This is a genomic window from Ruegeria sp. BHSC276 (assembly GCF_059612945.1).
Map to the genome: position 1 here is coordinate 692668 of NZ_JBXWRP010000003.1, position 23220 is coordinate 715887.

Annotated in this window: 25 protein-coding genes, 1 tRNA gene and 1 pseudogene; 16 read left to right on the top strand and 11 right to left on the bottom strand. The window is 57.3% G+C overall.

Annotation, left to right across the window (positions count from 1 at the left end; translation table 11 throughout):
• Position 1: 1 nt before the first annotated feature.
• Positions 2-778 (top strand): squalene/phytoene synthase family protein, encoded by a 777-nt coding sequence (locus AC2FMD_RS07090; RefSeq protein WP_496740868.1) that lies wholly within the window; start codon positions 2-4, stop codon positions 776-778.
• Here AC2FMD_RS07090 and AC2FMD_RS07095 read toward each other — a convergent pair whose 3' ends face one another.
• The gene (locus tag AC2FMD_RS07095) at positions 779-2005 is read right to left on the bottom strand and encodes an MFS transporter (protein WP_496794841.1); all 1227 of its coding nucleotides are present in this window, start codon (positions 2003-2005) and stop codon (positions 779-781) included.
• 97 nt (positions 2006-2102) lie between these two features.
• Here AC2FMD_RS07095 and AC2FMD_RS07100 point away from each other — a divergent pair, with 97 nt between their 5' ends.
• Entirely contained in the window at positions 2103-2735 is a 633-nt protein-coding gene (locus tag AC2FMD_RS07100; RefSeq protein WP_496794842.1) for a DNA-3-methyladenine glycosylase family protein, read from the top strand.
• Positions 2732-3397, top strand: a complete 666-nt coding sequence (locus tag AC2FMD_RS07105) for an alpha/beta hydrolase (RefSeq protein WP_496740536.1) — start codon at positions 2732-2734, stop codon at positions 3395-3397. The genes AC2FMD_RS07100 and AC2FMD_RS07105 overlap by 4 nt, the downstream gene beginning before the upstream one ends.
• A 10-nt stretch (positions 3398-3407) precedes the next feature.
• Here AC2FMD_RS07105 and AC2FMD_RS07110 read toward each other — a convergent pair whose 3' ends face one another.
• The gene (locus AC2FMD_RS07110; protein ID WP_496794843.1) at positions 3408-3833 is read right to left on the bottom strand and encodes a VOC family protein; all 426 of its coding nucleotides are present in this window, start codon (positions 3831-3833) and stop codon (positions 3408-3410) included.
• Between the two features lie 31 nt (positions 3834-3864).
• On the bottom strand, positions 3865-4470 hold the full coding sequence (locus AC2FMD_RS07115) for a pseudouridine synthase (RefSeq protein ID WP_496711369.1): 606 nt from the start codon (positions 4468-4470) through the stop codon (positions 3865-3867).
• 212 nt (positions 4471-4682) lie between these two features.
• On the opposite strand from AC2FMD_RS07115, the gene AC2FMD_RS07120 reads away from it, so the two are divergent.
• Positions 4683-5270: an HNH endonuclease gene (locus AC2FMD_RS07120; RefSeq protein ID WP_496678242.1), complete on the top strand. Its 588-nt coding sequence runs from the start codon at positions 4683-4685 to the stop codon at positions 5268-5270.
• A gap of 2 nt (positions 5271-5272) precedes the next feature.
• On the opposite strand, the gene AC2FMD_RS07125 is transcribed toward AC2FMD_RS07120, so the two are convergent.
• Together AC2FMD_RS07125 and AC2FMD_RS07130 are read right to left on the bottom strand one after the other, a co-directional pair.
• Positions 5273-5737, bottom strand: coding sequence for a disulfide bond formation protein B (locus AC2FMD_RS07125; protein ID WP_496740534.1), 465 nt, complete (start codon positions 5735-5737; stop codon positions 5273-5275).
• Complete coding sequence (locus AC2FMD_RS07130; RefSeq protein ID WP_496678246.1) at positions 5734-6312, bottom strand: YqaA family protein; 579 nt, start codon at positions 6310-6312, stop codon at positions 5734-5736. The genes AC2FMD_RS07125 and AC2FMD_RS07130 overlap by 4 nt, the downstream gene beginning before the upstream one ends.
• Positions 6313-6457: 145 nt before the next feature.
• Here AC2FMD_RS07130 and AC2FMD_RS07135 point away from each other — a divergent pair.
• Positions 6458-6541 (top strand) — tRNA-Leu (locus tag AC2FMD_RS07135).
• A gap of 90 nt (positions 6542-6631) precedes the next feature.
• Here AC2FMD_RS07135 and AC2FMD_RS07140 read toward each other — a convergent pair.
• A complete protein-coding gene (locus AC2FMD_RS07140; RefSeq protein ID WP_496740532.1) occupies positions 6632-7141 on the bottom strand; it encodes a tyrosine-type recombinase/integrase in 510 nt (169 codons plus the stop codon).
• A 416-nt stretch (positions 7142-7557) separates the two neighbouring features.
• Between AC2FMD_RS07140 and AC2FMD_RS07145 the strand changes: the two genes are divergently transcribed.
• Together AC2FMD_RS07145 and AC2FMD_RS07150 are read left to right on the top strand one after the other, a co-directional pair.
• Positions 7558-7785 carry a transposase gene (locus tag AC2FMD_RS07145; protein WP_496794851.1) on the top strand — a complete coding sequence of 76 codons (228 nt, stop codon included), beginning with the start codon at positions 7558-7560 and terminating at the stop codon, positions 7783-7785.
• 645 nt (positions 7786-8430) lie between these two features.
• Complete coding sequence (locus AC2FMD_RS07150) at positions 8431-8829, top strand: hypothetical protein (RefSeq protein ID WP_496740530.1); 399 nt, start codon at positions 8431-8433, stop codon at positions 8827-8829.
• A gap of 719 nt (positions 8830-9548) precedes the next feature.
• On the opposite strand, the gene AC2FMD_RS07155 is transcribed toward AC2FMD_RS07150, so the two are convergent.
• Positions 9549-10499, bottom strand: coding sequence for a LysR family transcriptional regulator (locus AC2FMD_RS07155; RefSeq protein WP_496740528.1), 951 nt, complete (start codon positions 10497-10499; stop codon positions 9549-9551).
• Positions 10500-10604: 105 nt separating this feature from the next.
• Here AC2FMD_RS07155 and AC2FMD_RS07160 point away from each other — a divergent pair, with 105 nt between their 5' ends.
• Together AC2FMD_RS07160 and AC2FMD_RS07165 are read left to right on the top strand one after the other, a co-directional pair.
• A complete protein-coding gene (locus tag AC2FMD_RS07160) occupies positions 10605-11072 on the top strand; it encodes a cupin domain-containing protein (RefSeq protein ID WP_496740526.1) in 468 nt (155 codons plus the stop codon).
• A complete protein-coding gene (locus AC2FMD_RS07165; protein ID WP_496740524.1) occupies positions 11069-11491 on the top strand; it encodes a hypothetical protein in 423 nt (140 codons plus the stop codon). Before AC2FMD_RS07160 ends, AC2FMD_RS07165 begins: the two co-directional genes overlap by 4 nt.
• Before the next feature lie 389 nt (positions 11492-11880).
• On the opposite strand, the pseudogene AC2FMD_RS07170 reads toward AC2FMD_RS07165, so the two are convergent.
• Positions 11881-12066, bottom strand: a pseudogene (locus tag AC2FMD_RS07170) (ATP-binding protein); the annotation flags it as partial.
• 58 nt (positions 12067-12124) lie between these two features.
• Between AC2FMD_RS07170 and AC2FMD_RS07175 the strand changes: the two are divergent.
• Positions 12125-12829, top strand: a complete 705-nt coding sequence (locus tag AC2FMD_RS07175) for an IS6 family transposase (protein ID WP_496794844.1) — start codon at positions 12125-12127, stop codon at positions 12827-12829.
• A 126-nt stretch (positions 12830-12955) separates the two neighbouring features.
• Here AC2FMD_RS07175 and AC2FMD_RS07180 read toward each other — a convergent pair whose 3' ends face one another.
• Together AC2FMD_RS07180 and AC2FMD_RS07185 are read right to left on the bottom strand one after the other, a co-directional pair.
• Positions 12956-13600, bottom strand: a complete 645-nt coding sequence (locus AC2FMD_RS07180; RefSeq protein ID WP_496794845.1) for a response regulator transcription factor — start codon at positions 13598-13600, stop codon at positions 12956-12958.
• Entirely contained in the window at positions 13593-15425 is a 1833-nt protein-coding gene (locus AC2FMD_RS07185) for an ATP-binding protein (RefSeq protein ID WP_496742254.1), read from the bottom strand. Before AC2FMD_RS07185 ends, AC2FMD_RS07180 begins: the two co-directional genes overlap by 8 nt.
• Positions 15426-15567: 142 nt before the next feature.
• Here AC2FMD_RS07185 and AC2FMD_RS07190 point away from each other — a divergent pair, with 142 nt between their 5' ends.
• From AC2FMD_RS07190 to AC2FMD_RS07215, 6 genes are all read left to right on the top strand, one after another.
• Positions 15568-16005: a response regulator gene (locus AC2FMD_RS07190; protein WP_496742255.1), complete on the top strand. Its 438-nt coding sequence runs from the start codon at positions 15568-15570 to the stop codon at positions 16003-16005.
• Between the two features lie 237 nt (positions 16006-16242).
• Positions 16243-17733: a DUF1254 domain-containing protein gene (locus AC2FMD_RS07195; protein WP_496742256.1), complete on the top strand. Its 1491-nt coding sequence runs from the start codon at positions 16243-16245 to the stop codon at positions 17731-17733.
• Between the two features lie 64 nt (positions 17734-17797).
• The gene (locus AC2FMD_RS07200; RefSeq protein WP_496742257.1) at positions 17798-19246 is read left to right on the top strand and encodes a DUF1254 domain-containing protein; all 1449 of its coding nucleotides are present in this window, start codon (positions 17798-17800) and stop codon (positions 19244-19246) included.
• Between the two features lie 50 nt (positions 19247-19296).
• The gene (locus tag AC2FMD_RS07205; RefSeq protein ID WP_496742258.1) at positions 19297-20127 is read left to right on the top strand and encodes a transporter; all 831 of its coding nucleotides are present in this window, start codon (positions 19297-19299) and stop codon (positions 20125-20127) included.
• Between the two features lie 721 nt (positions 20128-20848).
• Entirely contained in the window at positions 20849-21979 is a 1131-nt protein-coding gene (locus AC2FMD_RS07210; RefSeq protein ID WP_496742259.1) for a BamA/TamA family outer membrane protein, read from the top strand.
• 115 nt (positions 21980-22094) lie between these two features.
• Entirely contained in the window at positions 22095-22895 is an 801-nt protein-coding gene (locus AC2FMD_RS07215; protein WP_209505941.1) for an efflux RND transporter periplasmic adaptor subunit, read from the top strand.
• 209 nt (positions 22896-23104) lie between these two features.
• Here the strand turns inward: AC2FMD_RS07215 and AC2FMD_RS07220 are convergent.
• Positions 23105-23220, bottom strand: a 116-nt coding sequence (locus AC2FMD_RS07220; RefSeq protein WP_496794852.1) for a DUF3604 domain-containing protein, incomplete at its 5' end; no start/stop codon positions are given.

Sequence of the window (23220 nt, forward strand, 5' to 3'; positions counted from 1 at the left end):
CGTGCCCTTCGACGACGACGTCAAGGCCTGCGCGGCGCTGGTCCACCGGGCCGACCCCGATCGGTTCATGGCCGCGATGGCGGCGCCGGTCCAAGCGCGGGCCGTGCTGTTTCCGATCTATGCGATGAATATCGAGGTCGCCCGCGCGCCTTGGGTCACCCAAGAGCCGATGATCGCGGAAATGCGCCTGCAATGGTGGCGCGACGCGCTGCAGGAGATCGCCGAAGGGCCCTCTGTGCGGCGGCACGAGGTGGTCACGCCCCTGTCGCGTGTCCTGTCCCCGCATCTGGCGGCGATGCTGGATGAATTTGTGGCCGTAAGGCGTTGGGATATCTACCGCGATCCGTTCGAGGATGAGGAACACTTCGAGGCCTACCTGACCCACAGCGTAGGGTCGCTGATGGTCGCCTCGGCGCAAGCCCTGGGTGCCGCCGACGAAACGGTCCTGCGCGATTTTGGTTATGCGGTCGGTGTGGCGAACTGGTTCCGCGCCATCCCCGAGCTTGAAGCCCGCGGGCGCATTCCCCTGTTGGACGGAACGCCGGACGGGGTGCGTCAATTGGCCGAGCGGGCGCTGGACCGGATGGCCGCGGCCCGGTCGCGGCGCGCCGATGTTTCCGCTCAGGCGCGCCCGGCGCTTGTGGCCGGTTGGCAGGCCGAATGGGTGTTGCGCCGCGTGGTCGCCGACCCGACAGCGGTCAGCACGGGCGCTTTGAAACAAAGCGAGTTTCGTCGGCGGGCATCCCTGATCTGGACCGCGACCACAGGTCGGTGGTGATCAGGCCGTATCCGTGGCATCGGGTTTCAGCACCAGCCACAGCAGCGCGCCGCCCGCCAAGGTCAGCAATGGTACCATCGCCAGGTTGACGGCCGTCCATCCCTCGACCGGGGAGCCGCCCGAACAGTTCATCAATCCGCCCGAGGCCAGCGACGCAATCGTCACGCCTCCAAACACCAGCAGGTCATTCAGTCCCTGCACTCGGCCGCGTTCATGCACATCGTGCTGGGCCGCCAACATGCTGGTGGCGCCGATGAAACCGAAGTTCCAGCCAATGCCAAGCAGCACGAGGGCCAGAAAGAAGTTCCCGATCTCAACGCCTTGTAGGGCCACAACGCCCGCGCCGCCCAAAATCGCCAAACCGATCGCGACCATTTTCTCGGCCCCGAACCGGGCGATCAGGTGGCCGGTGAAGAAACTGGGAACATACATCGCCAGAACGTGGCTGGTGACCACATCCGCCGCATCACCTTCGGAGAAGCCACAGCCGACGACGGCCAGCGGCGTTGAGGTCATCACAAGGTTCATCAGCGCGTACGAGACCATGGCACAGATGATGGCCACGGCAATACGTGGGGTTTTCAGCAACTCCAGCCGCGACCGGCCTTTGGGCGCATACTGTGACGGACGGTCGGGGGTCGGAATGTCCAGAAACAGGAATAGGACCGACCCTATGACGTTCACTGCGATCACTGCGAAATAGGTGCCCAGGAACGGAATGACATAGGCCTGCGAGGTCAGCTTGACGATCTGCGGCCCGATGATGGCGGCAGCCAGACCGCCGGCCATGACATAAGAGATCGCCTTGGGCCGGAATGCGTCTGAAGCAGTATCAGCGGCGGCAAAGCGATAGAAGCCATGTGCGCTCATGTAGATGCCGGTCAGCAGGCTGCCGACAAGAAAGACAGGGAACGACCCCAGGTACAGGCCATAGGCTCCTACGCCGCCGCCCACCGCTCCGGCGGTGGCACCGACCAGAAATCCGGCGCGGCGGCCCCAGCGCTGCATGATGGCCGAGACCGGCGTTGCCGCCAGCATCGAGCCCAAAACGATCAGCGAAATCGGCAGCGTGGCCAGGCAGGCGTTGCTGGCCAGCGACTGGCCCGCCAATCCGCCAACGATGAAGATCATCGGCATCTGTGCGCCCAGAATCGCCTGCGCCGCCACCAGAACGGCAACGTTGCGCTTGGCGCGGGTATCGTCGGGGGCTGTGCTGGTTATCGACATGCGCAAATGGGTATCGGCGAACCGGCGGACATACAAGCGGGTTGCATATGCGACAAAGCAGCCTAACCTGCGCCTTGAACCGCCACCCGGAGCCGCCATGACCGTTGGTCGAATTATCGAGACACCAGAATGCGTTGCGGAAGGGGCCGAGTGGCTGTCTGACACCTGTCCGCGCATGGCGCACGCGATCGAACTGACCCGCCCGTTGCCCCTGCGCCGCCGGCCCGACGGTTTCGCGCAACTGCTCAGCGCCATCGTCAGCCAGCAGGTCAGCGTGGCCTCGGCCAACGCGATTTGGGGGCGGATGCAGCAGGCCGGCCTGACCGGGCCGCGCAAGATCAAGTGGGCCACCGACGATGAGCTGCGCGCAGTCGGGCTGAGCCGTCAGAAGATCCGCTATGCCCGGGCGCTGGCCGAGGCGCGGATCGACTACAAAGCCCTGCGCGAGGTACCCGATAACGTGGTCATTGCGACGCTGACCCAAGTGCCGGGCATCGGGGTCTGGACGGCCGAGATTTATGCCATGTTCTCGCTGGGGCGGGCGGATGTGATCGCGCCGGGCGATCTGGCCCTGCAGGAGGCTGCGCGGATGCTGTACGACCTGCCAGATCGGCCGACCGACAAGGCGCTGCGGCAGATGGCCGAGGCGTGGTCTCCGTGGCGGTCGGTTGCAGCCCGGGTTCTGTGGGCCTATTACCGCGTGGCCAAGGATAGGGAAGGGATCAGATGACACGGGTTTTGAACGCGCTCCGCAAAGAGCCGGTTTCGGGCGACACGCGCTCGGTCGTGGTGTTCGTGCATGGCTATGGCGCCAACGGGGCCGATCTGCTGGGGCTTGCGGATGTTCTGGGCGAACACCTGCCCGACACGCTGTTCGTGGCCCCCGACGCACCCGAGCAGATCCCCGGCATGCCCAACGGCTTCCAGTGGTTTCCGATCCCGTGGATCGACGGTTCGTCCGAGGAGGAGGCCCGGCGCGGCATGGAAATGGCGGTCGAGGATTTCAACGCCTTTCTCGACGCCCTGATGGTGGACGAGGACGTGCTGCCCGAGCAGGTGGTGCTGTTCGGCTTTTCCCAAGGCACGATGATGAGCCTGCACGTGGCCCCGCGCCGCGAAGACCCGGTGGCTGGCGTGATCGCGTTTTCCGGCCGCCTGTTGGAGCCTGACCTGCTGGCCGACGAGGTGGTCAGCCGGATGCCCGTGCTGCTGGTGCATGGCGATGCCGATGACATGGTGCCGCCGCAATCGCTACCCGAGGCCGCCGAGGCCCTGCAGCGCGCGGGTTTCAAGGAGGTCTATGCCCACATCATGAAGGGCACCGGCCATGGAATCGCACCCGACGGGCTGGGCGTCGCGCTGGCCTTCATGCGCGACAAGCTGAGCCTGTGACTGGGTAGAGTCACCCCCACAGGTGACCCTCGGCAAATTCCACCGAATTTCCGGCCGGGTCGCGCACATAGAGCGACCGGGCCCCGTTGGGCCAGTCGAATTCGGCCTCGACAGGGACGTTCCAGTCCAACAAATGCTTGCGCATCGACGCGATCTGATCGCGCGTCAGGATCAGGCACACATGCCCCGAACCGCGAGCGCCATGCGGCGGCACCGGCAGGTCCGGGTTGGTCGGAGGCCGTTCTGTCTGGTCAGGGTTGAACAAAAGCAACACCGAGGCGCCGACCCGGAAGAACACGTGCCGGCCCTCCACGCGCTGAATGCGTTCCAAGCCCAGAACCTCGCCATAGAACCGTTCGGCGGCATCCAGATCATCGACATACAGCGCGGCCTCGAGAATGCCCGAAGGCGACGGGATTCCGGCTGCCACTTTCATGGCGACATGATATCGGACATCGCCGAAAAAGTCACCGCCGCGGACGCCTGTCCCGCTTGCGTTGGGGGGCGGTTTCCAGAACGGGCATCGGCAGACTGTCCCAGCTGCCGGGGGCGAGGTCGTCCAGGGTCCAGTCCCCGATCTTGGCGCGGATCAGGCGCAGGGTGGGATGGCCCACGGCGGCCGTCATGCGACGCACCTGACGGTTGCGCCCTTCGCGCAGGGTCAGTTCCAGCCAGCAATCCGGTACCGTCTTGCGGTCGCGGATCGGTGGGGTGCGCGGCCACAGGCCTTGGGGTTCGTCGATCAGCCGCGCCTTGGCTGGGCGGGTCATGCCGTCATTCAACTCCACCCCGTCGCGCAGGGCCCGAATGGCCGCCGCATCCGGGATGCCCTCGACCTGGACCCAATAGGTTTTGGGAATCTTGTGCTTGGGGTCCGCGATATGGGATTGCAGCCGCCCATTGTCGGTCAGCAGCATCAGCCCCTCGCTGTCGCGGTCCAGCCGCCCGGCCGGATATACACCTGGCAGGTCTATGAAATCTGACAGGGTGCGGCGCGGCGAGTCGGCGTTTTGCCGGTCGGTGAATTGCGGCAGCACGTCGAACGGCTTGTTGAAACGGATGAACCAGGACATGGGTCTCGCATACCCGCGGTTCATCGCCAGCGCAAGCTGTGGATAACTGTCACGCGCTTGTTACGGCCGCTGCCTATCATGCTCTCGAGATATTGTGGAAACTCAGGGCTTGCCAGAGCTTTGCCACGATATATAGTTGAATCAAGACCGGGGCGGGTGCTCCCCGCTCTGGTGTCCCATACAGGCAGCCGAGAGCGAGGAGCGATTCTGCGATGGACGGAGATTTCAGGACCGAATTTGTCAGGGAGCCGGGTGCGCTGAAGCACCATCCGGCCTTGGTTTTGAACGCCGATTACCGCCCGTTGTCCTACTATCCGCTGTCGCTGTGGCCCTGGCAGGAGGCGATAAAGGCCGCCTGGCTGGATCGGGTCGATATCATCGCCGAATATGACGAGGTGGTCCGCAGCCCCAGCACGGTGATCCGAATACCGTCGGTGGTTGTCCTGAAAGACTATGTGAAACCCAGAAAGCGCGTGGCCTTCACGCGCTTTAATTTGTTTCTGAGGGATGAGTTCCGCTGTCAGTATTGCGGCAGCCGGGGCGAGTTGACTTTTGACCATGTGGTGCCGCGCGCGGCCGGAGGCGTCACCAGTTGGCAGAACGTGGTCGCCGCCTGCAGCCCGTGTAATCTGCGCAAGGGGTCGAAATCGTTGCGCCAAGCCGGGATGAGCCTGCGCAAGCCGCCGCGCCAGCCCGATGCCGAGATGCTGCAGAACATCGGGCGGAAGTTTCCGCCCAACCACCTGCACGAAAGCTGGATCGACTTTCTGTATTGGGATGCGGAACTGGACGCCCAGTAGGGTCAGCGCGCGCGCCAGGCGGCCAGCCAGACCAGAACCAAACCTGCGGACAGCAGTGCATTCCAACCGGCCATGGACAGGCCGAACATCTCCCACGGGATTTCGTCGCAGCGCACCAGCGGGGCGGCCATGATCTGTTCCATCAATTCTTCCGCCGACAGGCCGCTGATGCTGCCCGAGGTGCAGCTGGACGGGCCTTCCCATAGCCCGCGCTCGACCCCGGCGTGATAGATGCCGATGCCCGAGGTGGTAGCGGCGGCTGCCGCGCCGAGAAGCGGCAGGAGGCGTACGCTTGGCAGGGCGAAGGCCAAGGCGCCGATCGCGATCGCCGCGCCATGTGGATAGCGTTGCCAGATGCACATTTTGCAAGGCGCCATTCCACCGATGTATTGAAAGGCCCAGGCCCCCAGCAGCAATCCCAGGGATCCGGTGGCGGCCAGAAGAATGAGTGTGCGTTTGCGCGTCATACGTATTTCACCACCAAAAATCCGCCGATCAGCAGAAAGATGAAAAGGGTGAACATTAAACCCAGACGTTTTTCGATGAAATCGCGGATCGGTTCCCCAAAGCCCCAAAGCAGCCCGGCAACCATGAAGAACCGCAGCGCACGCGCCAGAATGGATGTCGCGATGAAGGTGCCCAGCGGCATGCCCGTCCAGCCGGACATGATCGTGATGACCTTGTAGGGGAAGGGCGTGACGCCGGCGGTCAGAACCGCCCAGAAACCGAAATCGTTGAACCGCTGGTTGAATTCTTCCATGGCGTGGGCCTTGCCCATGGTCTCGAGGATAGGCTGGCCCACGCTTTCGTAGAAGAAGGCCCCGATGGCGTAGCCGAGCATCCCACCCAGCACCGAGGCAACCAGGGCCACGGTGGCGATCAGCCAGGCGCGCGACGGGCGCGCAAGAATCATCGGGATCATCAGAACATCGGGCGGGATCGGAAAGAACGAGCTTTCGATGAATGCCACGACGGCCAGCGCCCACAGGGCATGCGGGTGATCGGCCAGACGGATGGTCCAGTCATACAGCGATCGCAGCATTTGCACCAAATTCCACTGTTCAAGTCTGACGAGGCAAATCATGTGCACGCCCCAGCGTCAACCTCTTGCGCTATCGCGCTGCCCTGTCTTTGGTGATTTTTGCCTCTGGACCTTCGCACGCTTGGGCGGTAATTCAATGCGCGTGGCCCAAGTGGCGGAATGGTAGACGCAGGGGATTCAAAATCCCCCGCCTTCGGGCGTGTGAGTTCGACTCTCACCTTGGGCACCACCTTGATTTCATTGCGAAATTTCTGTTTCCCTGTTCACCTCCTTTCTTCTGAGTTGGCCGAGTTTGCCAATTAGTTTGCCAATTTGGTCGCTACGAGTCGTTTTGACCACGCATGATTTGGGCCTCTTTGGACATTCGTTTCTGGGCCGCGCGGCGCCGGTATTTCTGGACCATTGCCAAGGTGCGGTGACCTGTCACAGCTTGAATTTGAGCGTCCGAGCAGCCGGATTCGGCCAGCTGGACAGCTGCCGTGCAACGCCATCCGTGGGGGACGTACCGCTCTGCACCAATCGCTCGGCGGACTTCCAAGATCAACTCTTGCGCGTATCGAACGGCGATGGGTTCGTCCTTGGTCTTTGGCAGGAGGTACTTTCCCTTGCGCGGTAGATCCTGCAGATACAGTTGGAGGCGTTCGGGACAGTAGATCTCGAGAGGCTCTCCCGTTTTCTCCTGAACAACCGAAACGTACCCATCATTGCTGAACTGCTCCCAAGTCATGGCGCAGACGTCGCCCAACCGCTGTTCAAGCGGCATCGGCTCGTTCACTTCGTAGTCGTCGACGCTGCTGTAAATCAGGTTCCCAATCTTTCTGGGATACACTGATTACGCTCGCAACTTCCGGCACGCGCAAAAACAATTCATCTAGATTTCGGGCCTGCTAAACCCGCTGGCACAACAAAAGGGAAAAACAAGAACAAACACGACGTGCCAAAAGCATCTGGACGGGTGCCGCCGAAAATTGATCAATGCCAACACCTCCACGGAGGGCAAAGACTTAGCTGACATCCCCAACCCCTTGTGAATCTCTTGTCGACCGGAGTGATGAAATAGAAGTAGGCTGCAAGGGCGCGCTCAGCGAAGCACAGGTTCGCTGAACTCGATCTTCAAGCATCGCACCCAAGGAATTCGTTCCGGCGCTCAGGGGCTTGCTCAGCGGCTCTCATGAGGGTATCGGCCGCTAAATCTGCAGCGAGATTGCCGGGCCGACAGATGAACTGGAGCCAGGAACCGTCGTCATCCTGGACAACCTCGCCACCCACAGCTATTCCTCCGCGGCTAAAGCCATGCAAATGGAAGGCTGCTGGTTCCTGTTCCTGCCTCCGTATAGCCCCGACCTAAACCCAATCGAGATGGCATTCTCCAAGCTCAGAGCGCACCTCCGCCGCATCGGAGCGAAAACCTTTACGGGCTTGTTCAATTCATTCAGCAAAATCCGCGGCCTCTTTTCACCGGACCAATGCTAGAACCACTTCCAGTCTGCCTGTTACGTCTCAGGTTAAACGCCGGATGCTTTAGGGCAGCACGTCGTCGTGGCAGGTCTAGTATCTTTAGCCTGTATCCGTACAGGACACCGGGGCAGGTTCTTCAACAGATGATTTGTGGCGCGGATTTGCAGTATCCGTCCAGCAGTGGACAAGTCGCATTTCGGGAAATGCAGTGAGGTTCAAAATTTTGAACCCTACAGGCGGTCTCCGAGCGTGCAGTGCAGTATCTCAGGGGCGCGCTACGCAGTGCGCAGTTCGCAGTGCGCAGTACGCAGTACGCAGTATCTCAGGGTCGGGTTCGGCCAGCAGTGCGTAGCTAGACACATTCCGAAAACAGAAAGTGTCATGGAGGGGACGCCCAAAAACCTTGGAAGATTTTTATTAATTTCGGGAAATCGACAAATTCTCCCCAAAGTTGACGAACAAACCCTCCATGACACTTTTGAAATCCTCTTTCTTTCTTTCTTTCTTTCTTTCTTTCTTTTCTTTAGAGGGGGGAAGGAAGTAAAAAAGAAAAGAAAAAAGAGAGAAAAATATAATTAAATCAAGGATTTAGAGGCCATAGTTAAACCGCGCGGCAGCAGCCAACTCCTGGCCGAACCGTGCCCGCGAGGCACCAAACTGGTGAAACCCCAAATCCTGTTTCGCGAAATCACCGAACCCGAACCCGACCCAGCGTTTCGCGAAATCAGGTGCGGGGAAAGGTGTTTCGCGAAATCGTCGAACTCAAACACGACCCGTCGTTTCGAGAAATTGGGATTGGGTTCAATTTCGGGAAGTATCAAGGATGACTGTATCAGCGAGTTTCCTCAGCATCCCACACCTTTTCTCGCTTCAGCATGTGGTCCACAGTTGCCGTTCTCTGTCCTGCGTGGCTTCTTCCATCGCTGTAAATTGATTGAACTGATTTTAGACGTTTGTCTGCTGGCTCTGTGGTTCCAGGCTTTTGCGGGCTACGGTTCGGAGCATGACGTTACCGACCTGTTGGCGGTGGATCCCGAGCAGCGCAACCTGATATTCTAAAATTGAAACTGAAAGACGGTCAGAAAATCAGAAAGTTGGGGCCAAGTGTATCAGAGATATTGGTGCCATCAAATAGGTCAGGGCTAAGGAGAAACGCAAAAAGGTATTCTTGTTCAGTAGAAGTCTAGGAGAGTTGTTTAGGAGTTTTTCGCACTTGTCGCAGGTGAGACTCAAGCCACATAAACCTTCGAACCTTTTGATCACTCGCTACCGTGAGGCGTTGGCGAACGAGCAACCAAAACCCACAGCACTTTTTTTGGGGGGGGCAAGGTGGAGTATCTCCTGGGGAGCCCAAAGAATGGCTAGTAAAAAATTTCAAATTTCGAAAATGAACCAAATTGGTTGTGCAGGGTATTTGGTCGGGGTCACGATCCTTAGGCTCTGGACCTATTAACAAGTCGGAGCGTCAACGGCTGCTTTGATCCAGGGCAGACACTGGTAGAAAACACGGCTATGACCGGTTCGCGGACTAACCGGACCGATGCTGCCGCGGTATGATGGGTCGTCCAGATGACAACCTGTCAGCTAGCTTGTCGCTGCAGTGCAGCTCGGTTTCCCAGAAGCGGTCATTTGAGCACGCCTGGATTAAGCAGATCTGAAACGGTCGTTCGCCGCGCGACAGCTTGATGTCTCACATGCGGACGAAGTGAGCATTCGGTACACGGTGTTCAATGTCGGCTCTGGATTGCGCAATGCTCCTCTAATTAGCATGGCTTTCACTATGGGATGATCGGTTCTTCATCGAGGCTAGAAAGCAATTCCGCAATCTGGTCGCGCATCCAAGAATGTGGCGCACTTGCGGAGTATCGTCGGTGCCAAATCATGCACAGTTTTGCGGTTGGTACGGGCATTGGGGCGCGGTAGACACACAGCCCAGCTGTTTGTGCCACATGACGAGCCAATGCCGTCGGAAGCAGAGCGATAAGGTCTGATCCAGCCACAGCTCGATAAACGCCTGAAAAGATCGGCATCGTCATGACGACGCGCCTCTCACGCCCAACTTCTGCCAAAGCCGCATCGCCCATGGCACTACTATTTCCCTCCGGCGAGAAAAGAACGTGGCCGATATCGCAGAAGAGATCTATCGGTATGACATCGCCACTCGACAATCCCTCGCGTTTCAAGCGTGGGTGGTCCTTGCGCGCAATCACCGAAAAGCTTGACCTGAAGACTGGGCGGCTCTCAACCCAATCTGGAAAAGGTGTTTTGGGAACAATTGCGAGATCGACCTCGTAGCGATCGAGCGTTTCGACATAGCTATCCGGGACAAGATCAACCAGATGGACACGCATCTTGGGAGCAAGAAGCTGAAGTCTTTCGGCGAGTCTTGGCATCAGAAGTTCTGCAAAAAAGTCACTCCCTGAGATGCGAAAACTCACATCCGACATGCGGGGGTCAAATGTGTCAGGTCCGCGGATCAGATCTTCGATACGCTCAAGAACCTGATGCAGTTCCTCTCTCAGGGTTAGCGCGTATTGTGTCGGCTCTAGACCTTTTCCGCGGCGAAAAAACAATTCGTCGCCAAGAGCTCTTCTGAGGCGCGCGAGTGCTGCTGAAACCGCAGGTTGGGACAGTCCAAGGCGTTCGCCTGCACGAACCGTCGAGGGTTCTTCCAGCAATGCGTTCAGCACGCGTAGAAGGTTCAGGTCGAAGGTTTTCAAATTTGCCATACGAATTAATACTATATGAACAATCGATTTTCCATATGAAGCCAAAAATGATACCGTTCCCCTATCGAAGGCGCTTTCGTTTCCCCGTCTTTTCAGGAGGAAGCGATGAACGACACAATACTCGGACCCGATGCGATCGAATGGCTCGGGGTCCACTACAACACAATCCTCACAACCGATGCCACCAAGGGCGCGATGTCGATTACGGATTCCGTCTCGCCGCCAGGTTCTGGGCCACCCCGTCACATTCACAACGATGCTGACGAGACGTTCATTGTGCTGACGGGTGACTCCGAATTCTGGCTTGATGGGGAACGGTTCGCACGGGGTCCTGGCCAAACCGCCTTTGTTCCGCGTGGCACAGAACACACGTTTCGCGTCGTGAGCGATGTACCCGCCCGCCACTTGATAATCCTTACGCCAGGTGGTTTCGAAGGCTTCTTTGCCGAGATGGCCGCGGGACAGTTCCGCATTCCACAAGACATGCCCCGGATCACAGAAATCGCGTCGAAATACCAACTAACATTCACTGGTCCGCCGCTGAGCGCGGATGATGAGGAGGCAATCCAATGAAAAACATACCAAAAATGTTCTTTGTGGCGGCGGCGCTATTTGCACTCTGCGGAATGATCTGGGGCATTCAAATGTCGGCAGCCCACGATCACACGCTTTCGCCAGCTCATGGGCATCTCAACCTGATCGGTTTTGTGATGATGTCCGTCTTCGGCACCTACTATGCTTTGACGCCCCATGCAGGTCGCAGCCGGACAGCAGGGTTTCACTTTGCGCTGAATATGGCGACGGTTGTGGTTCTGATCCCCGGGATCGCGCTCGCAATTTCAGGTCAGACCGAAGTGCCCGCTAAGATCGGTTCGTTCTTGGCCGTTCTTTCCATGGCGTTGTTCGGCTTTGTTGTCCTGAGATACGGAGTAGGCCACGCGTCGAATGAAGCTGTGTCAGAAAGCAGAATGACCTCCCGACCTGCAGAATAGTCGGCTTGTTCGTTGAAAAATATGGCAACAAGCGCCCCTCTTGGGCGCTTGCTCTCGTTTTTCTGAAGCGGCCATTCGCCCGCTTTGCAGCATCTCGTTCTGGGGCCCAAGGCATCTCTTCAAACGGTCCATAACCTGTTCAATTCGGAGCGCACGCTTTCCTCCAGACCAAACTTCAAGTCGAACCAGGCCGCCGCACTTGCCGAGTGGCGGGGTCTCTGCGCCGATTACGGGACAGCCATTCTATCCATGTGGAGACTGTCAATCGGCATTGAACCTTAACCCCCTATCGGCATCCAATTTTGACCCCTTTTGTGATGAGCAGGCCCGGCGCTGCGTAGTCTCCATTTAACGCAGCTGCGACGGGCCTGCGGGGTTTGGGATTGGCGTTATGCCCGGTTTTTGAAGCGCCAGCTTTCGTTTCCGGTTTCGACGATCTCGCAGTGGTGTATGAGCCTGTCGAGGAGCGCGGTTGTCATCTTGGCATCACCGAAGACACTGGGCCATTCGCCGAATGCCAGGTTTGTTGTGACAATGATCGAGGTGCGTTCGTAGAGCTTGCTGATGAGGTGGAACGGCACTGTCAAAGCAAACTGCCTTGAGGCGGGAAGGGCGGTTTTGTAGCGTCGCACCATGACCCAACGATCGCCGTTTCGCTATTTCAAAACCAGTCCAGAAATCATCCGTCTGGCGGTGATGTTGTATGTTCGGTTCCCACTGTCGCTTCGGAATGTGGGAGATCTGCTGCATGAGCGCGGCATCGACGTGAGCCATGAAGCCGTTCGGTTTTGGTGGCACAGGTTTGGGCCTATGTTTGCCAACGAGATCAGAAAACGACGGGTCGAGGGGATGAAGTCGAGCCAGTGGCGATGGCATCTGGACGAGATGTTCGTGAAGATCAACGGCGAAAGACACTATCTGTGGCGGGCCGTGGATCACGAGGGCGAGGTGCTCGAAAGCTTTGTCACCAAGACCAGAGATAAGAAAGCGGCATTGAAATTCCTAAGAAAAGCAATGCGGAAGCATGGCCGCCCTGACGTAATCGTGACCGACCGGCTCCGGTCATACGGCGCTGCCCTGAAAGATATCGGTGCCGACCATCGCCAGGAAACGGGGCGCTGGCTCAACAATCGCGCTGAGAATTCACATCTGCCGTTCCGACGACGAGAGCGGGCGATGCTTCGCTTCCGGCGGATGCGAAGTTTGCAGAAATTCGTCGCCGTCCATGCCTCGATCTATAACCTGTTCAATTCTGAGCGCACGCTTTCCTCCAGACCAAACTTCAAGTCGAACCGGGCCGCCGCACTTGCCGAGTGGCGGGGTCTCTGCGCCGATTAAGGGACAGCCATTCTGTCCATGTGGAGACTGGTTCGCATTCGTATGGCAGCACTACAATGCCGTTGCACATGATCGCGCACCTCGGCTGCAGCTATTTTTCATGCCGACGGAATGGCAGACGTTTTCTTACTGCTTTGCACCTTCGACAGAGCCTTCGCGTTCCATATCGAGCGTCTGCGAAAAACCGACCATATCCATCTGGGTCTCAAGCCCAAGCCGCTCTCTAATAGCGCTTCGATGTGCCTTGACGGTGCGTTCGCTGACATCGAGATTTCGCGCGATCTGCTTGTTGCTGGCGCCAACAACCAGTTGCCAGAACACCTCCTTTTGCCTGTCGGTCAATTGATCAAACCGCACCCGGGCGATTGCGCTTTCGTTTTTCTTCCGACGTGCGCCTTCCACGTTCTCCACTGCCTCGTTCAAGGCAGCTTGCAGATCGCTGTGTTCGACAGGTTTTTCCAGGAAGTTGACGGCTCCATCGCGCATTGCCCGGGTCACCGAACGCACCGAAGCAACACCGCTCAGAAACAGGATCGAAAACGGTTCTGACCGGGTTTCGAGGCGCGACTGCAGTTCGAGTCCGTCCATCTTCGGCATTGAGAGATCCGCAAGCAGACATTTCCAGTCTGCGTGCTCCAAGAATTCGAGCGCCAACAGGGGATCGTCGAATGTCTGTGTGGAATATCCCATCGTACGAACCTGCTTTTCCAGCGCGCGCAGAAGCGATCGATCATCGTCCACGATCACGACGTCGCAAATGGTCTCAGGCACTGATCCTTAACTCCGTTTGTTGGCCCGGTGGCAGTGTGATGGTGAACCGGGCACCGCCGCTAGCACTTGCGCCCACTTCGATCATGCCATTATGCCGCTCGACCACCCGGCGCACGACGGCGAGGCCTACACCCATGCCCTTGCTCTTAGAGGTTACGAAGGGCGCAAACAACTTGTCGGCCGCTTCGTCCGAAATGCCCGGGCCATTGTCTTCAACCGAGAGGTTCAGGCCGCCGTCGGATCCCCCGCCTATCGTGACAATGACCTCGCCGCCCTCTGTCTCACCGGTTGCCTGCATAGCGTTCATGACGAGATTGACCATCGCCTCCTGCAGTTCCAGTTCGACACCAAAGAAGCTGCCCGGCGGTTTTTCGGTGATCAGCCGAATGGCAATTCGTCGGCGCTGCGCCTCAGGCTGGAGCCATTCCAGAACGGCCCTCAGCGCTGTTACCGGGTCGAACCATTGGCGCTCTGGATCGCCGTCGTACATGAAACGGCGGACGTGCCCCATAAGGTCGCGGGCGCGTCGTGTATCCCTGAGGATGTCCCGAATGATTTCCTCTATTTCGCCCTCGCCGGCAGAATGTGAGTCCAAAAGGATTTCGCAGGTTTGCGCGTTGCTGAGGACAGCGGCAATCGGCTGGCTCAGTTCATGGGCGATCGTCGAAGCCAGCTCCCCAAGCGTCAGTGCGCGCGACAGTTTCTCGAACTCGCGCCTTGTTTTATCACGTTCGGCCTCGGCCTTCAGACGTTCTGTCTGATCCTTTCCAATGGCGATCAGCCCATCGCTGGTCCCCGCTTCCTTAGAGAGCGCCACGCAATGCCAGGCCATTTCTCTGTGCGTCCCATCCGCGGCGGGTAGGCAACGGGTCGCAGACTCCTGACTTGTCCAGAATTCCGGATCAGTGATCGGCACCTGATCTGAGGTTCGGGCGGTTTCCATAAAGAGGGTATCTGCCTTTTGCCCCACCAAGTCGACGGAGCTGCGGCCTATCAAACGTTCGAGGAAGGGATTGACGCCGGCGATCCTGCCATCGGCATCGACCCGAACCAGCGCCAAATCGACCGCATCCATCACTCTTTGCCATCGTTCCCGTTCGATCTTGATCTCGCGGTTCAGCCAGGCTCCTTTGGCGACTTCGCCAACCAGCGAAAACGCGAGCGAGACGGAGATAGCAACGAAGATGACACCGATAAGGTACGGTGTCTGGATCACAGACGCGTCCACGAGCGGCGTGTGAATTCCCGCGACCACCATGAAGAACAAAATCGGTCCCGCCGTCTTGAGTGCGTGAGCACCCGAACCGGTTCGTAAGGCGCGAAGCAACACGTCAATCACGTAAATCACGATTGCCAGAGAGGCCAAATCCGTCAGGTACTTGGACCAGTGCATTTCTCCAACCGGCAGGGCGAAGGCCTCATTCCAGGGCGTAGTACGGTAGTCCAGCCCTTTGAGCCAACCAGTCACAATCTGCCCCGGGTTAGTTAAGATTAAGATGATACTAAAGCTCCAAAGACTGGTGATGAGCCAGCAAAGCCACCGCCGACCGCTGTTCAGCTGAAATTGAAGAAACCAAACCATGCTAATCAGCGAAACACCGATAAAAACACTTTGCGCCCGAAATGCATTCACGAAATCTGCGGTCGACGGGGCCCCGAGATAGGAGACTTCGCACAGGGCCGCAGCACTGCCCGCCAGGCTCATCACGCTCGCAAACAGATACGCCAACTGATCCCGGAGCCTCAACCAGATCAACAGGTAGACCGCACCAAGAATGATGCCGAAACCGGCAGTCACGAAATAGATCTGGCCAAGAAGTTGCATCTGGTCCTTTCATATTTGGGCACAGAGACGCTAGCGCGGCCCCAGTGACAAGGCAAGGAAGCGCTCAGATCCCTGATTCGGCTGCTCAAAAAGCCTGTCAATTGTCCTTCGGGGACAATAGCGGGGTTCACCGCACCACCGCATGATCCCTAGGAAAGAGAAAGGTTTCGCAGTGGCACCGTCTCCCGTCACTATATTCGTACTCGACGATGACAGCAGCGTTCGCTCGGCACTCGGTCGTCTGCTGAAGGCAAAGGGATTTGCCGAAAAGCAGTTGGACAGTCTCGCGTCGTTGCGCGCAGCATTGCCCCTGCCGGTTGACAGCTGCCTGCTTGTCGATGTCGTCCTCGACCAAGAAAGCGGGCTCGATGTGCCAGGCATTCTCAATGGCCGGAACGAAATGGTGCCCATCGTTTTCATGTCGGCGACTGACGACGAAGAGAAGCTCGCCAAGGCGGACACCGCGGGCGCGACCCGCTGCCTGCGCAAACCATTCGAGGCCGAAGAACTCTTTGCCGCTTTGGAAGCGGCGATTTTTGCCTGTCGACATGCGCCTGATTTGGATTTGGAAAAGGAGTGAAAACTGAATGAAGCAACTACTGCTATCTGCCGCAATCACAATCGCACCTCTGGCAGCATTCGCCGAGCCGGAGCACTGGAAACAGCTCCGCAATGGAGGATAGCCGTTAGTGAACCGGCTGAGATCGGAAGTTGCGAAGCAAGCCAGCACGCATCCAGCGGTTTACGGAAGCCCTGGCTACTGGGGCGTACACCGTCTGACGGATCGCAACAGGAACAATGAAAGGGAGAGAATATCATGAAAATCAAACGCCTTACGGGGTCGTCGATGATTTGTGCCGTGCTCCTCGGCGCAACAACCTTCGGGGCCGCGCCTGTCATGGCCCAGGAGGAAACGACGCCTCCGCTTGTGCGTCAGCTTTACAACGGCAACTGGCCACCGCCGGAAGAGGCACAGCAACTGCGCGAGGAGCTTTACTACCAGCGGGCTATCCATGCCTATATGACTATGCTTCCGGCGCTCAACGTGATCGGTATGCGAGACGGATCCGAAGCGGCGTTCGGCAAGGGCTACAACGTTCTGCCGATTTGGAAGGATCGAATGGATGCGCGAGCATGGGTACCCACGCCGAATGCCGATGTCATCTACTCGATGAGCTATCTCGATTTAAAGGAGACAGGTCCGCTCGTTGTTGCCGCGCCACCCGGCGTCATCGGCATGTTCACGGATTTCTTCCAGCGGACCATCACCGACGTCGGCGCCATTGGTCCGGATCGGGCGCGTGGCGGACTCTATCTGCTGCTACCACCGGGCTATGACGGCGAAGTGCCAGGCGGTTATTTCGCCTTCGAGTCCTCGACCTACAATGTCTTCCTGTTCTTTCGCACAGTGATGGAACCGGGCCCGGATCCCAAGCCAGCCGTAGCTTTGGCTGAGCGGACCCGGATCTACCCGCTCTACGAGGTCGAGAAACGCGTCAAACCGATGGAGTTCCCGAACGGGTCCGGCAAGCGGGTCGACATGATGTATCCAGTCGATTTCGCCTACTGGACCAAGCTGAAGGAATTCGTGGACTACGAACCCGTCGGGGCGATCAGCCCAGAATTGCGAGGCGTCCTTGCCTCTATCGGCATCGTCAAGGGCGAACCATTCGAGCCCACCGATCGGGAGCGCGAGTTGCTGGAAAAGGCGGTGGATGTCGCGCCGCGCATGATCATGGCGCTGCGCATGGAGCCCCGCGCGGACGGCCGGGACCTCTACTACGATGACCGGAACTACGTCCGGGCATGGGCCGGGGCGACGGCCGACTGGATGCAGAAGAGCTATCTCGATGTGAATCAGCGCGCGACGTTCTTCCAATACGCCTATTCCTCTGCCCCGGCGATGGTCATGCGCACAATCGGTGCTGGCTCCAAGTATCCGGTGGCCTTCCTGGATTCCGGGGGTGAGTTGCTGAACGGTGCCAACAGCTACAAGTTGCATCTGCCGGCTGGAATTCCGGCCAAGGCGTTCTGGGCGGTGACGCTTTACAACGTCACCGATGGGACAATGCCGGAAACGCCGCAATTGCTGCCATCGAAGAACAGTCTGGACGCCTCGATCGTCAAGAATGACGATGGATCGGTCGATCTTTGGTTCGGCCCCGAGAAACCGGCGGATGCGCCGGAACAGAACTGGATCCAGTCGATTGATGGACGTGCGTTCATGGCCGTGATCCGCCTCTATGGCGCGGATCTCGATTTCTTCGACCAGGCATGGCGCCCGGACGACGTCGTGAAGCTGAATTGATATCTCGCCGCCCCGCGTCAACCGTGGAGCGGTTCTTCTTCAAATCATCGGAGGATAACTGGAAATGAAATTCGCTGCACGCAGTTCGTCAGCCTTGGCGCTATTGCTCACCTTCTCGTTGGCCGCTACGGCCCAGGAGACGGTCGACACAAGGATCGGCCCATTGAGCTTCACCCATGGGTTCACAACCGGCTACCCGACCGATGAGACCATCGCCAAGCTCTACGAGGAAATGGATTTCCAGAGGGCGGTCCAAGCCTATATCTGGGCGATCCCCCTGATGGGCATGGCACAGTGGCGGCGTGCCCATGAAGACGAGCTTGGCGCCGAGAACGGCCAAATCGTCTTCGTGGAATCCTATGCCGACAAGATTGGTGGCCTGACCTTCAACGCGACAACGCCTTACGTGCTGCCTTTCATCGATCTTGCCGATGGCCCCTGGGTGGTCGAGATGCCGGAACCGCAAGGGTCGGTGCGGGGGGCCGCCCATGACATGTGGCAGATCGGGATCACGCAGATCACCGAGCCCGGCAAGTACGTGTTCGTCGGCCCCGGACAGGACGCGCCCGAGGCGGAGGGCTACAAGGTGTTTTCTTCGCCGACCAACGGCGTGCTCATGGGAATCCGGTTGATGCCGGAGGACCGCGACGAACGCATGGCGCTGCTGGAACAGATCAAGGTCTATCCCTGGTCCGAACGCGACGATCCCAAGCCCCGTGGATACATCACGCCCGATGGAAAGCCCTGGATGGGCGCACAGCCCGTCGGGTTGGAATACTGGGAGTTACTGAACGACACGATCCAGCGCGAGCCCGTCTTCGAGCGGGACCGCTTTTTTATGGCCATGCTCCAGCCGCTCGGGATCGAGAAAGGCAAGCCGTTCACGCCGGGCTGGCGCGAACAGCGCATTTTGATGGAGGCTGCCGTTGTTGGAGAAGCGATGGCCAAGGCCAACGATTTCTCGAAACGCGTGGAGACGAGCCACTACCGCGACGACGTTCAATGGGAATACGCGACGACCGCAAACCCAGACCAGCGTGACGAAAACTATGATCACCTCGATGAACGTGCGGCATGGTTCTACGAGGCCGTGACCAACGACGTTGCGATGCATGGCCAGAAGACGGGCAAGGGGCAGGTCTATATGGCGACCTACAAGGACGCCGACGGCGATTGGCTGGATGGCGGTACTGACTATGTTCTCCGCGTTCCGCCGGATGTACCGGCCGAGGCCTTCTGGTCACTCACGGTCTACGAGGTAAGCACCCGAACACTGGTTCGAAACGACTATGAGATCGCGGACCGCTCGTCACGGATGGATTTGGCCTACAACGACGACGGCTCGGTGACACTGCATATTGGACCAAACGAGCCGGCAGGCGATGCCCGCAAGAACTGGATCCCGACCGAACCCGGGCGCGCATGGTTCCCGTATTTCCGCCTATATTCACCGAAGAAGGCGTTCCTCGATCAAACTTGGGTTCTGCCCGATATCGAGAAGGCGGATGAATGAGGCGGATACAGTACAAGCTCTTTAACTGCGCTTGCCCTAAGGAGGACAAAATGCGCCTGACATTCAAATCCGCGGTTCTGTCCCTGGGACTGGCGTTAGGCCTTTCGGGCAATGCGATGGCTGAATCCGATTTGGGTTCAGCCGTTCAAAACCCGATTAGCTCACTCATCAGCGTTCCGTTGAAGTTCACCTTTGACAATGGCGCGCCGAACGGGAAGGCAAATGTTCTGAGTATTAATCCAGTAATTCCAATTACCATCGGAGATTGGAACCTTGTCAGCAGGTTCATTATCCCTCTTTATGACGCCCCCGGGGGCGTTGCAGGGCTGCCAGGGAATCCGGGGATTGGCGACCCGACTACACTTGGACGCACAACCGGTTTGGGTGACATAAACTACACGCTGTTCTTCAGCCCTGTGAAACCGGTCAACGGTTGGATCTGGGGCGTCGGTCCATCTATAACCGCAGATTCCGCAACGGACGATAGGCTTGGTAGCGGCAAGTGGAGTGCTGGGGTGTCGGCAGTAGCCTTGAACCAACCTGGTTGGGGAACCTACGGTGCCTTGGTCCGCCATCTCTGGTCCTTTGCTGGTGACAGTGCCCGCAGGGATGTCAACCAGACGTTGTTCGAACCCTTCGTCAACTACAATCTCGACAATGGCTGGTACTTGATCAGTGACATGGTAATTACCTATGACTGGGAGGCCTCTTCCGGCGACAGGCTTCTGTTTCCTGTTGGCGGCGGTTTCGGAAAGATCACGAAATGGGGGAACCAGCCGGTCAATCTCCGGGCCGAAGCCTATTATAATGTCGAGCGACCGGCAACGGCGCCGAAATGGACGGCAGGGTTCACTATCCAGTTCCTGTTTCCAAAGTCCTGATGTCGATCATGCGGTCAGGGAAGCCTAGGGTTTGATTTCAGACGACTTGCGCCATGTTGCGAACGCATGGTGGCGACATAGAGGCGGTGCGATTATGAAAGCTTTGCTCGAGAAAACCAAGACTACACTGGCCTTCGTTTTCACCCTCTCACTATCGGCTTCGGCGCTTGCCTTCATCAGTACGCGTGGCAAATGATCCCTGGGCTCGACAAATGTTACCAACGGCGAAGTTTAACCAAGGTAAATGAAGGGACTGTTCAATGAATGCAATTCGAACCGCACTCGCGGGAGTGATCAGAGACCTGATCGACGAAAACGACTTATTCTATGTAAACGCCGACCGCTACAGAGAGGGGGCCAGTTGTGGACCGCGCAACCGGATGAGCATCAAGCGGGGCAATCCACTAAGGCTGAAAGATTTCGGTTAGTCTATGCTGGGATACCAATCGGATTTTGAGCTGAATCAAGTTTGCCGGATCAAGCGTCCACTAAGCTTACGTTGTGCTTGGCGTCCAGATACTCGCTAGTATTCAGCAACAGTCCACCTAGGAGGCATTCGGGAGCGACTTGATTTTGCGTAGCGGGCGGAAGTCATGAGTTTGTCGGATGTTCTACCCAATGATTGCACCTATGCAGGATCGACAGTGTTTGATCCGTTAAACTTGACAATTTAAGATCATCGATTTCTTCGGAAATGGTAATTTGGAAGCACTGAAACGCAATGCGAAATCTGCTGAATATTAGTTTCTTGGCGCCAACAGTCTTTAGTCTGCTGGTATCTACCATGTTGACCATTGGGGCGGCGAATGCGAACCCGAACATAATAAACAAAACCCGAGAATCTGTTGATGTAGCAGTTGAAGAACAAAAGTTTGGTATTCGGAACGGTTCAACTATCGTTGCGCCAGTTCCATTTTCTAATCCGGTGATTGGAACCGGCTTAACGTTAGGTGTGGGATATCTTTTTACGACCGCACCGGAAGCCGATCCTTCTTTCTTTGCGCTTGGTGCCATGGCATCTAGTAATGGTAGCCAAGCTTACGGAATCGGCGCGGATGTAAGTCTCCAAAATGGTTGGAGTTTCGACTTTGCATTGGCTGAAGCGCAGCTCAGCTATGATCTTTTCTTTGGTTCTCAGCCAATCTCGATTGATCAGGACGGGACGTTGTTCAATGCAGGTTCGGACTACAAACTGTCTAACAATTTCTCTATCGGAGCAGGACTCCGATATCTTGATTCAAGCATCAGCCTTGCTTCCAACAGCACGCCCATTCCAGGAGACCTTGTTCCGGATCTGAATCTTGAGGTTGCAACAATTGAACTTCGAATTTTATGGGACGAAAGGAATGACAAAACCTACCCGACGGACGGCAAACGTTTTAGTGTTTCAGCGAATGCCGGAGAAACTTTAGGCGCTGGAGACCGTCAGTATGGTTTTGGCAGTGCCAACTACGATTTCTATCGATCAATCAGTGAGACCGGGATGTTTGCAGGTCGGGTATCAGCTTGCGCTGCGTCTTCAGACACCCCCTTTTTTGACAAGTGTTCAATAGGCTTTTCAGATAGTTTTCGCGGATTTGACCCATTACAGTATCTCGACACGCGTCTTTTGTCAGCTCAACTCGAATATCGTCAGCGGCTTGGAAAGCGATTTGGTGTGGTCGCATTTGGAGGCCTTGGCTATACTGCATCAAGCTTCGCGGATTTGTTAGACAACGGTGATCGAATTGCGGTTGGCGCCGGTGTTAGGTACCGCGTGTCGAAACAATACCCTCTCGATTTTTCATTGGATTTCACAACAAATAACGATCACGAGGAGTATGTTTATATTTTTATTGGGCAGAGGTTCTAAGCATCAACCCTGAATGATAGAAAGGTATGTTATGGACGACAGGATGTCTGATCGAGTATCGAAACATTGCGCCGCATTCTACCTTTGTGTTGGGCTCATTATAGGCGGGCTTTTGATGTTCGGGCTGGCCCCAAAAACGGCAGTGGCCGATAGCCAACCCGAGAAACAAGCGGAATTTCCCGGTCGCATCGAAGCGTTAAATAGTCACGACGTATCAAACCTCATTGAGGGGGTTATCGCCGCTGTTCATTTCCAACCCGGTCAGTTCGTCGACGCAGGGGATTTATTGTACTCCATCGACGCGGGGCGTTTCGAACTTTCAGTAAAGACTAAGAGACTCAACACCGTCCGAGCCGAGGCCACTCTGAACTCGGCCCGCCAAGACCTAGATCGAATTCGCAAACTGAAGGAACGCGGTTCGGCCACAGAAGTTCAATTGCTCAAGGCCGAGGTAGCGCTAGCTCTGGGCGATGCATTATTGGAGCAAGCCAAAGCCGAATTGACGGCAGCAGAATCCGACCTTGAAAACACACTTATTCGCTCGCCAATCCGCGGAATTATCAGCCGATCTGAAGTTAATCCCGGGGCATATGTGGAAAAAGGCCGTGCGCCCCTTGCCAGGATCGATCAAATGGACCCGGTACGGTTGTCTTACGATATTCCATATGTGGAACGCATAGAACAATTGGCTATCGACGACCTGAGCTCGCCGAAGGAATTACTCGAGAATGTGACGCTTCGGGTGAAGATATCAGAGACTTGGATTTATTCGAAAACAACCAAACCGGACAATGTTTCGTCACGGGTGGACTATTCAACCGGCAACCTGACAGTCTGGGCGGAACTGTCCAACCCAAACTTCATACTACGTCCGGGTATGCGTGTTACTGTCCTTCCAAGCATAAAATCCGAGTGACCTGCCCGGGCTAAGCCTGCGTCAGAGAGATAGACAATCCTTTGTGTAAATGTCCGCTTCGTCCCGCAGAACGGTCGTTCACCCGTAGCGGCCAAATGACTGCGTCGAGCCCATGGCAGCCGTAGACACATTTCCATGGATGGCCGCTTCGTGGGCTGTGGAAGGCAACTTCCCTATTTGATTCGTCCTTGTCCCAACTAGCAGTTCGCTCAGGATGGCGAATACCAGATTGGCGAGGTGTAGGCGCGCTCCTGTTGGCCTGCGTCGATATAGTCGGGAAGAGGGATGCCGAAAAAGACGCTGTCGTAGGTCGTCCAGCGTGGCG

Excerpts from the sequence above, each read along its gene's own strand:
- AC2FMD_RS07095 (WP_496794841.1), bottom strand. The coding sequence starts at position 2,005 with ATGTCGATAACCAGCACAGCCCCCGACGATACCCGCGCCAAGCGCAAC.
- AC2FMD_RS07115 (WP_496711369.1), bottom strand. The coding sequence starts at position 4,470 with ATGTCCTGGTTCATCCGTTTCAACAAGCCGTTCGACGTGCTGCCGCAA.
- AC2FMD_RS07200 (WP_496742257.1), top strand. The coding sequence starts at position 17,798 with ATGAAATTCGCTGCACGCAGTTCGTCAGCCTTGGCGCTATTGCTCACC.
- AC2FMD_RS07190 (WP_496742255.1), top strand. The coding sequence starts at position 15,568 with ATGATCCCTAGGAAAGAGAAAGGTTTCGCAGTGGCACCGTCTCCCGTC.
- AC2FMD_RS07175 (WP_496794844.1), top strand. The coding sequence starts at position 12,125 with ATGACCCAACGATCGCCGTTTCGCTATTTCAAAACCAGTCCAGAAATC.
- AC2FMD_RS07160 (WP_496740526.1), top strand. The coding sequence starts at position 10,605 with ATGAACGACACAATACTCGGACCCGATGCGATCGAATGGCTCGGGGTC.
- AC2FMD_RS07185 (WP_496742254.1), bottom strand. The coding sequence starts at position 15,425 with ATGCAACTTCTTGGCCAGATCTATTTCGTGACTGCCGGTTTCGGCATC.
- AC2FMD_RS07195 (WP_496742256.1), top strand. The coding sequence starts at position 16,243 with ATGAAAATCAAACGCCTTACGGGGTCGTCGATGATTTGTGCCGTGCTC.
- AC2FMD_RS07215 (WP_209505941.1), top strand. The coding sequence starts at position 22,095 with ATGTTCGGGCTGGCCCCAAAAACGGCAGTGGCCGATAGCCAACCCGAG.
- AC2FMD_RS07210 (WP_496742259.1), top strand. The coding sequence starts at position 20,849 with ATGCGAAATCTGCTGAATATTAGTTTCTTGGCGCCAACAGTCTTTAGT.
- AC2FMD_RS07105 (WP_496740536.1), top strand. The coding sequence starts at position 2,732 with ATGACACGGGTTTTGAACGCGCTCCGCAAAGAGCCGGTTTCGGGCGAC.
- AC2FMD_RS07110 (WP_496794843.1), bottom strand. The coding sequence starts at position 3,833 with ATGAAAGTGGCAGCCGGAATCCCGTCGCCTTCGGGCATTCTCGAGGCC.
- AC2FMD_RS07165 (WP_496740524.1), top strand. The coding sequence starts at position 11,069 with ATGAAAAACATACCAAAAATGTTCTTTGTGGCGGCGGCGCTATTTGCA.
- AC2FMD_RS07130 (WP_496678246.1), bottom strand. The coding sequence starts at position 6,312 with ATGCTGCGATCGCTGTATGACTGGACCATCCGTCTGGCCGATCACCCG.
- AC2FMD_RS07125 (WP_496740534.1), bottom strand. The coding sequence starts at position 5,737 with ATGACGCGCAAACGCACACTCATTCTTCTGGCCGCCACCGGATCCCTG.
- AC2FMD_RS07120 (WP_496678242.1), top strand. The coding sequence starts at position 4,683 with ATGGACGGAGATTTCAGGACCGAATTTGTCAGGGAGCCGGGTGCGCTG.
- AC2FMD_RS07205 (WP_496742258.1), top strand. The coding sequence starts at position 19,297 with ATGCGCCTGACATTCAAATCCGCGGTTCTGTCCCTGGGACTGGCGTTA.
- AC2FMD_RS07100 (WP_496794842.1), top strand. The coding sequence starts at position 2,103 with ATGACCGTTGGTCGAATTATCGAGACACCAGAATGCGTTGCGGAAGGG.
- AC2FMD_RS07155 (WP_496740528.1), bottom strand. The coding sequence starts at position 10,499 with ATGGCAAATTTGAAAACCTTCGACCTGAACCTTCTACGCGTGCTGAAC.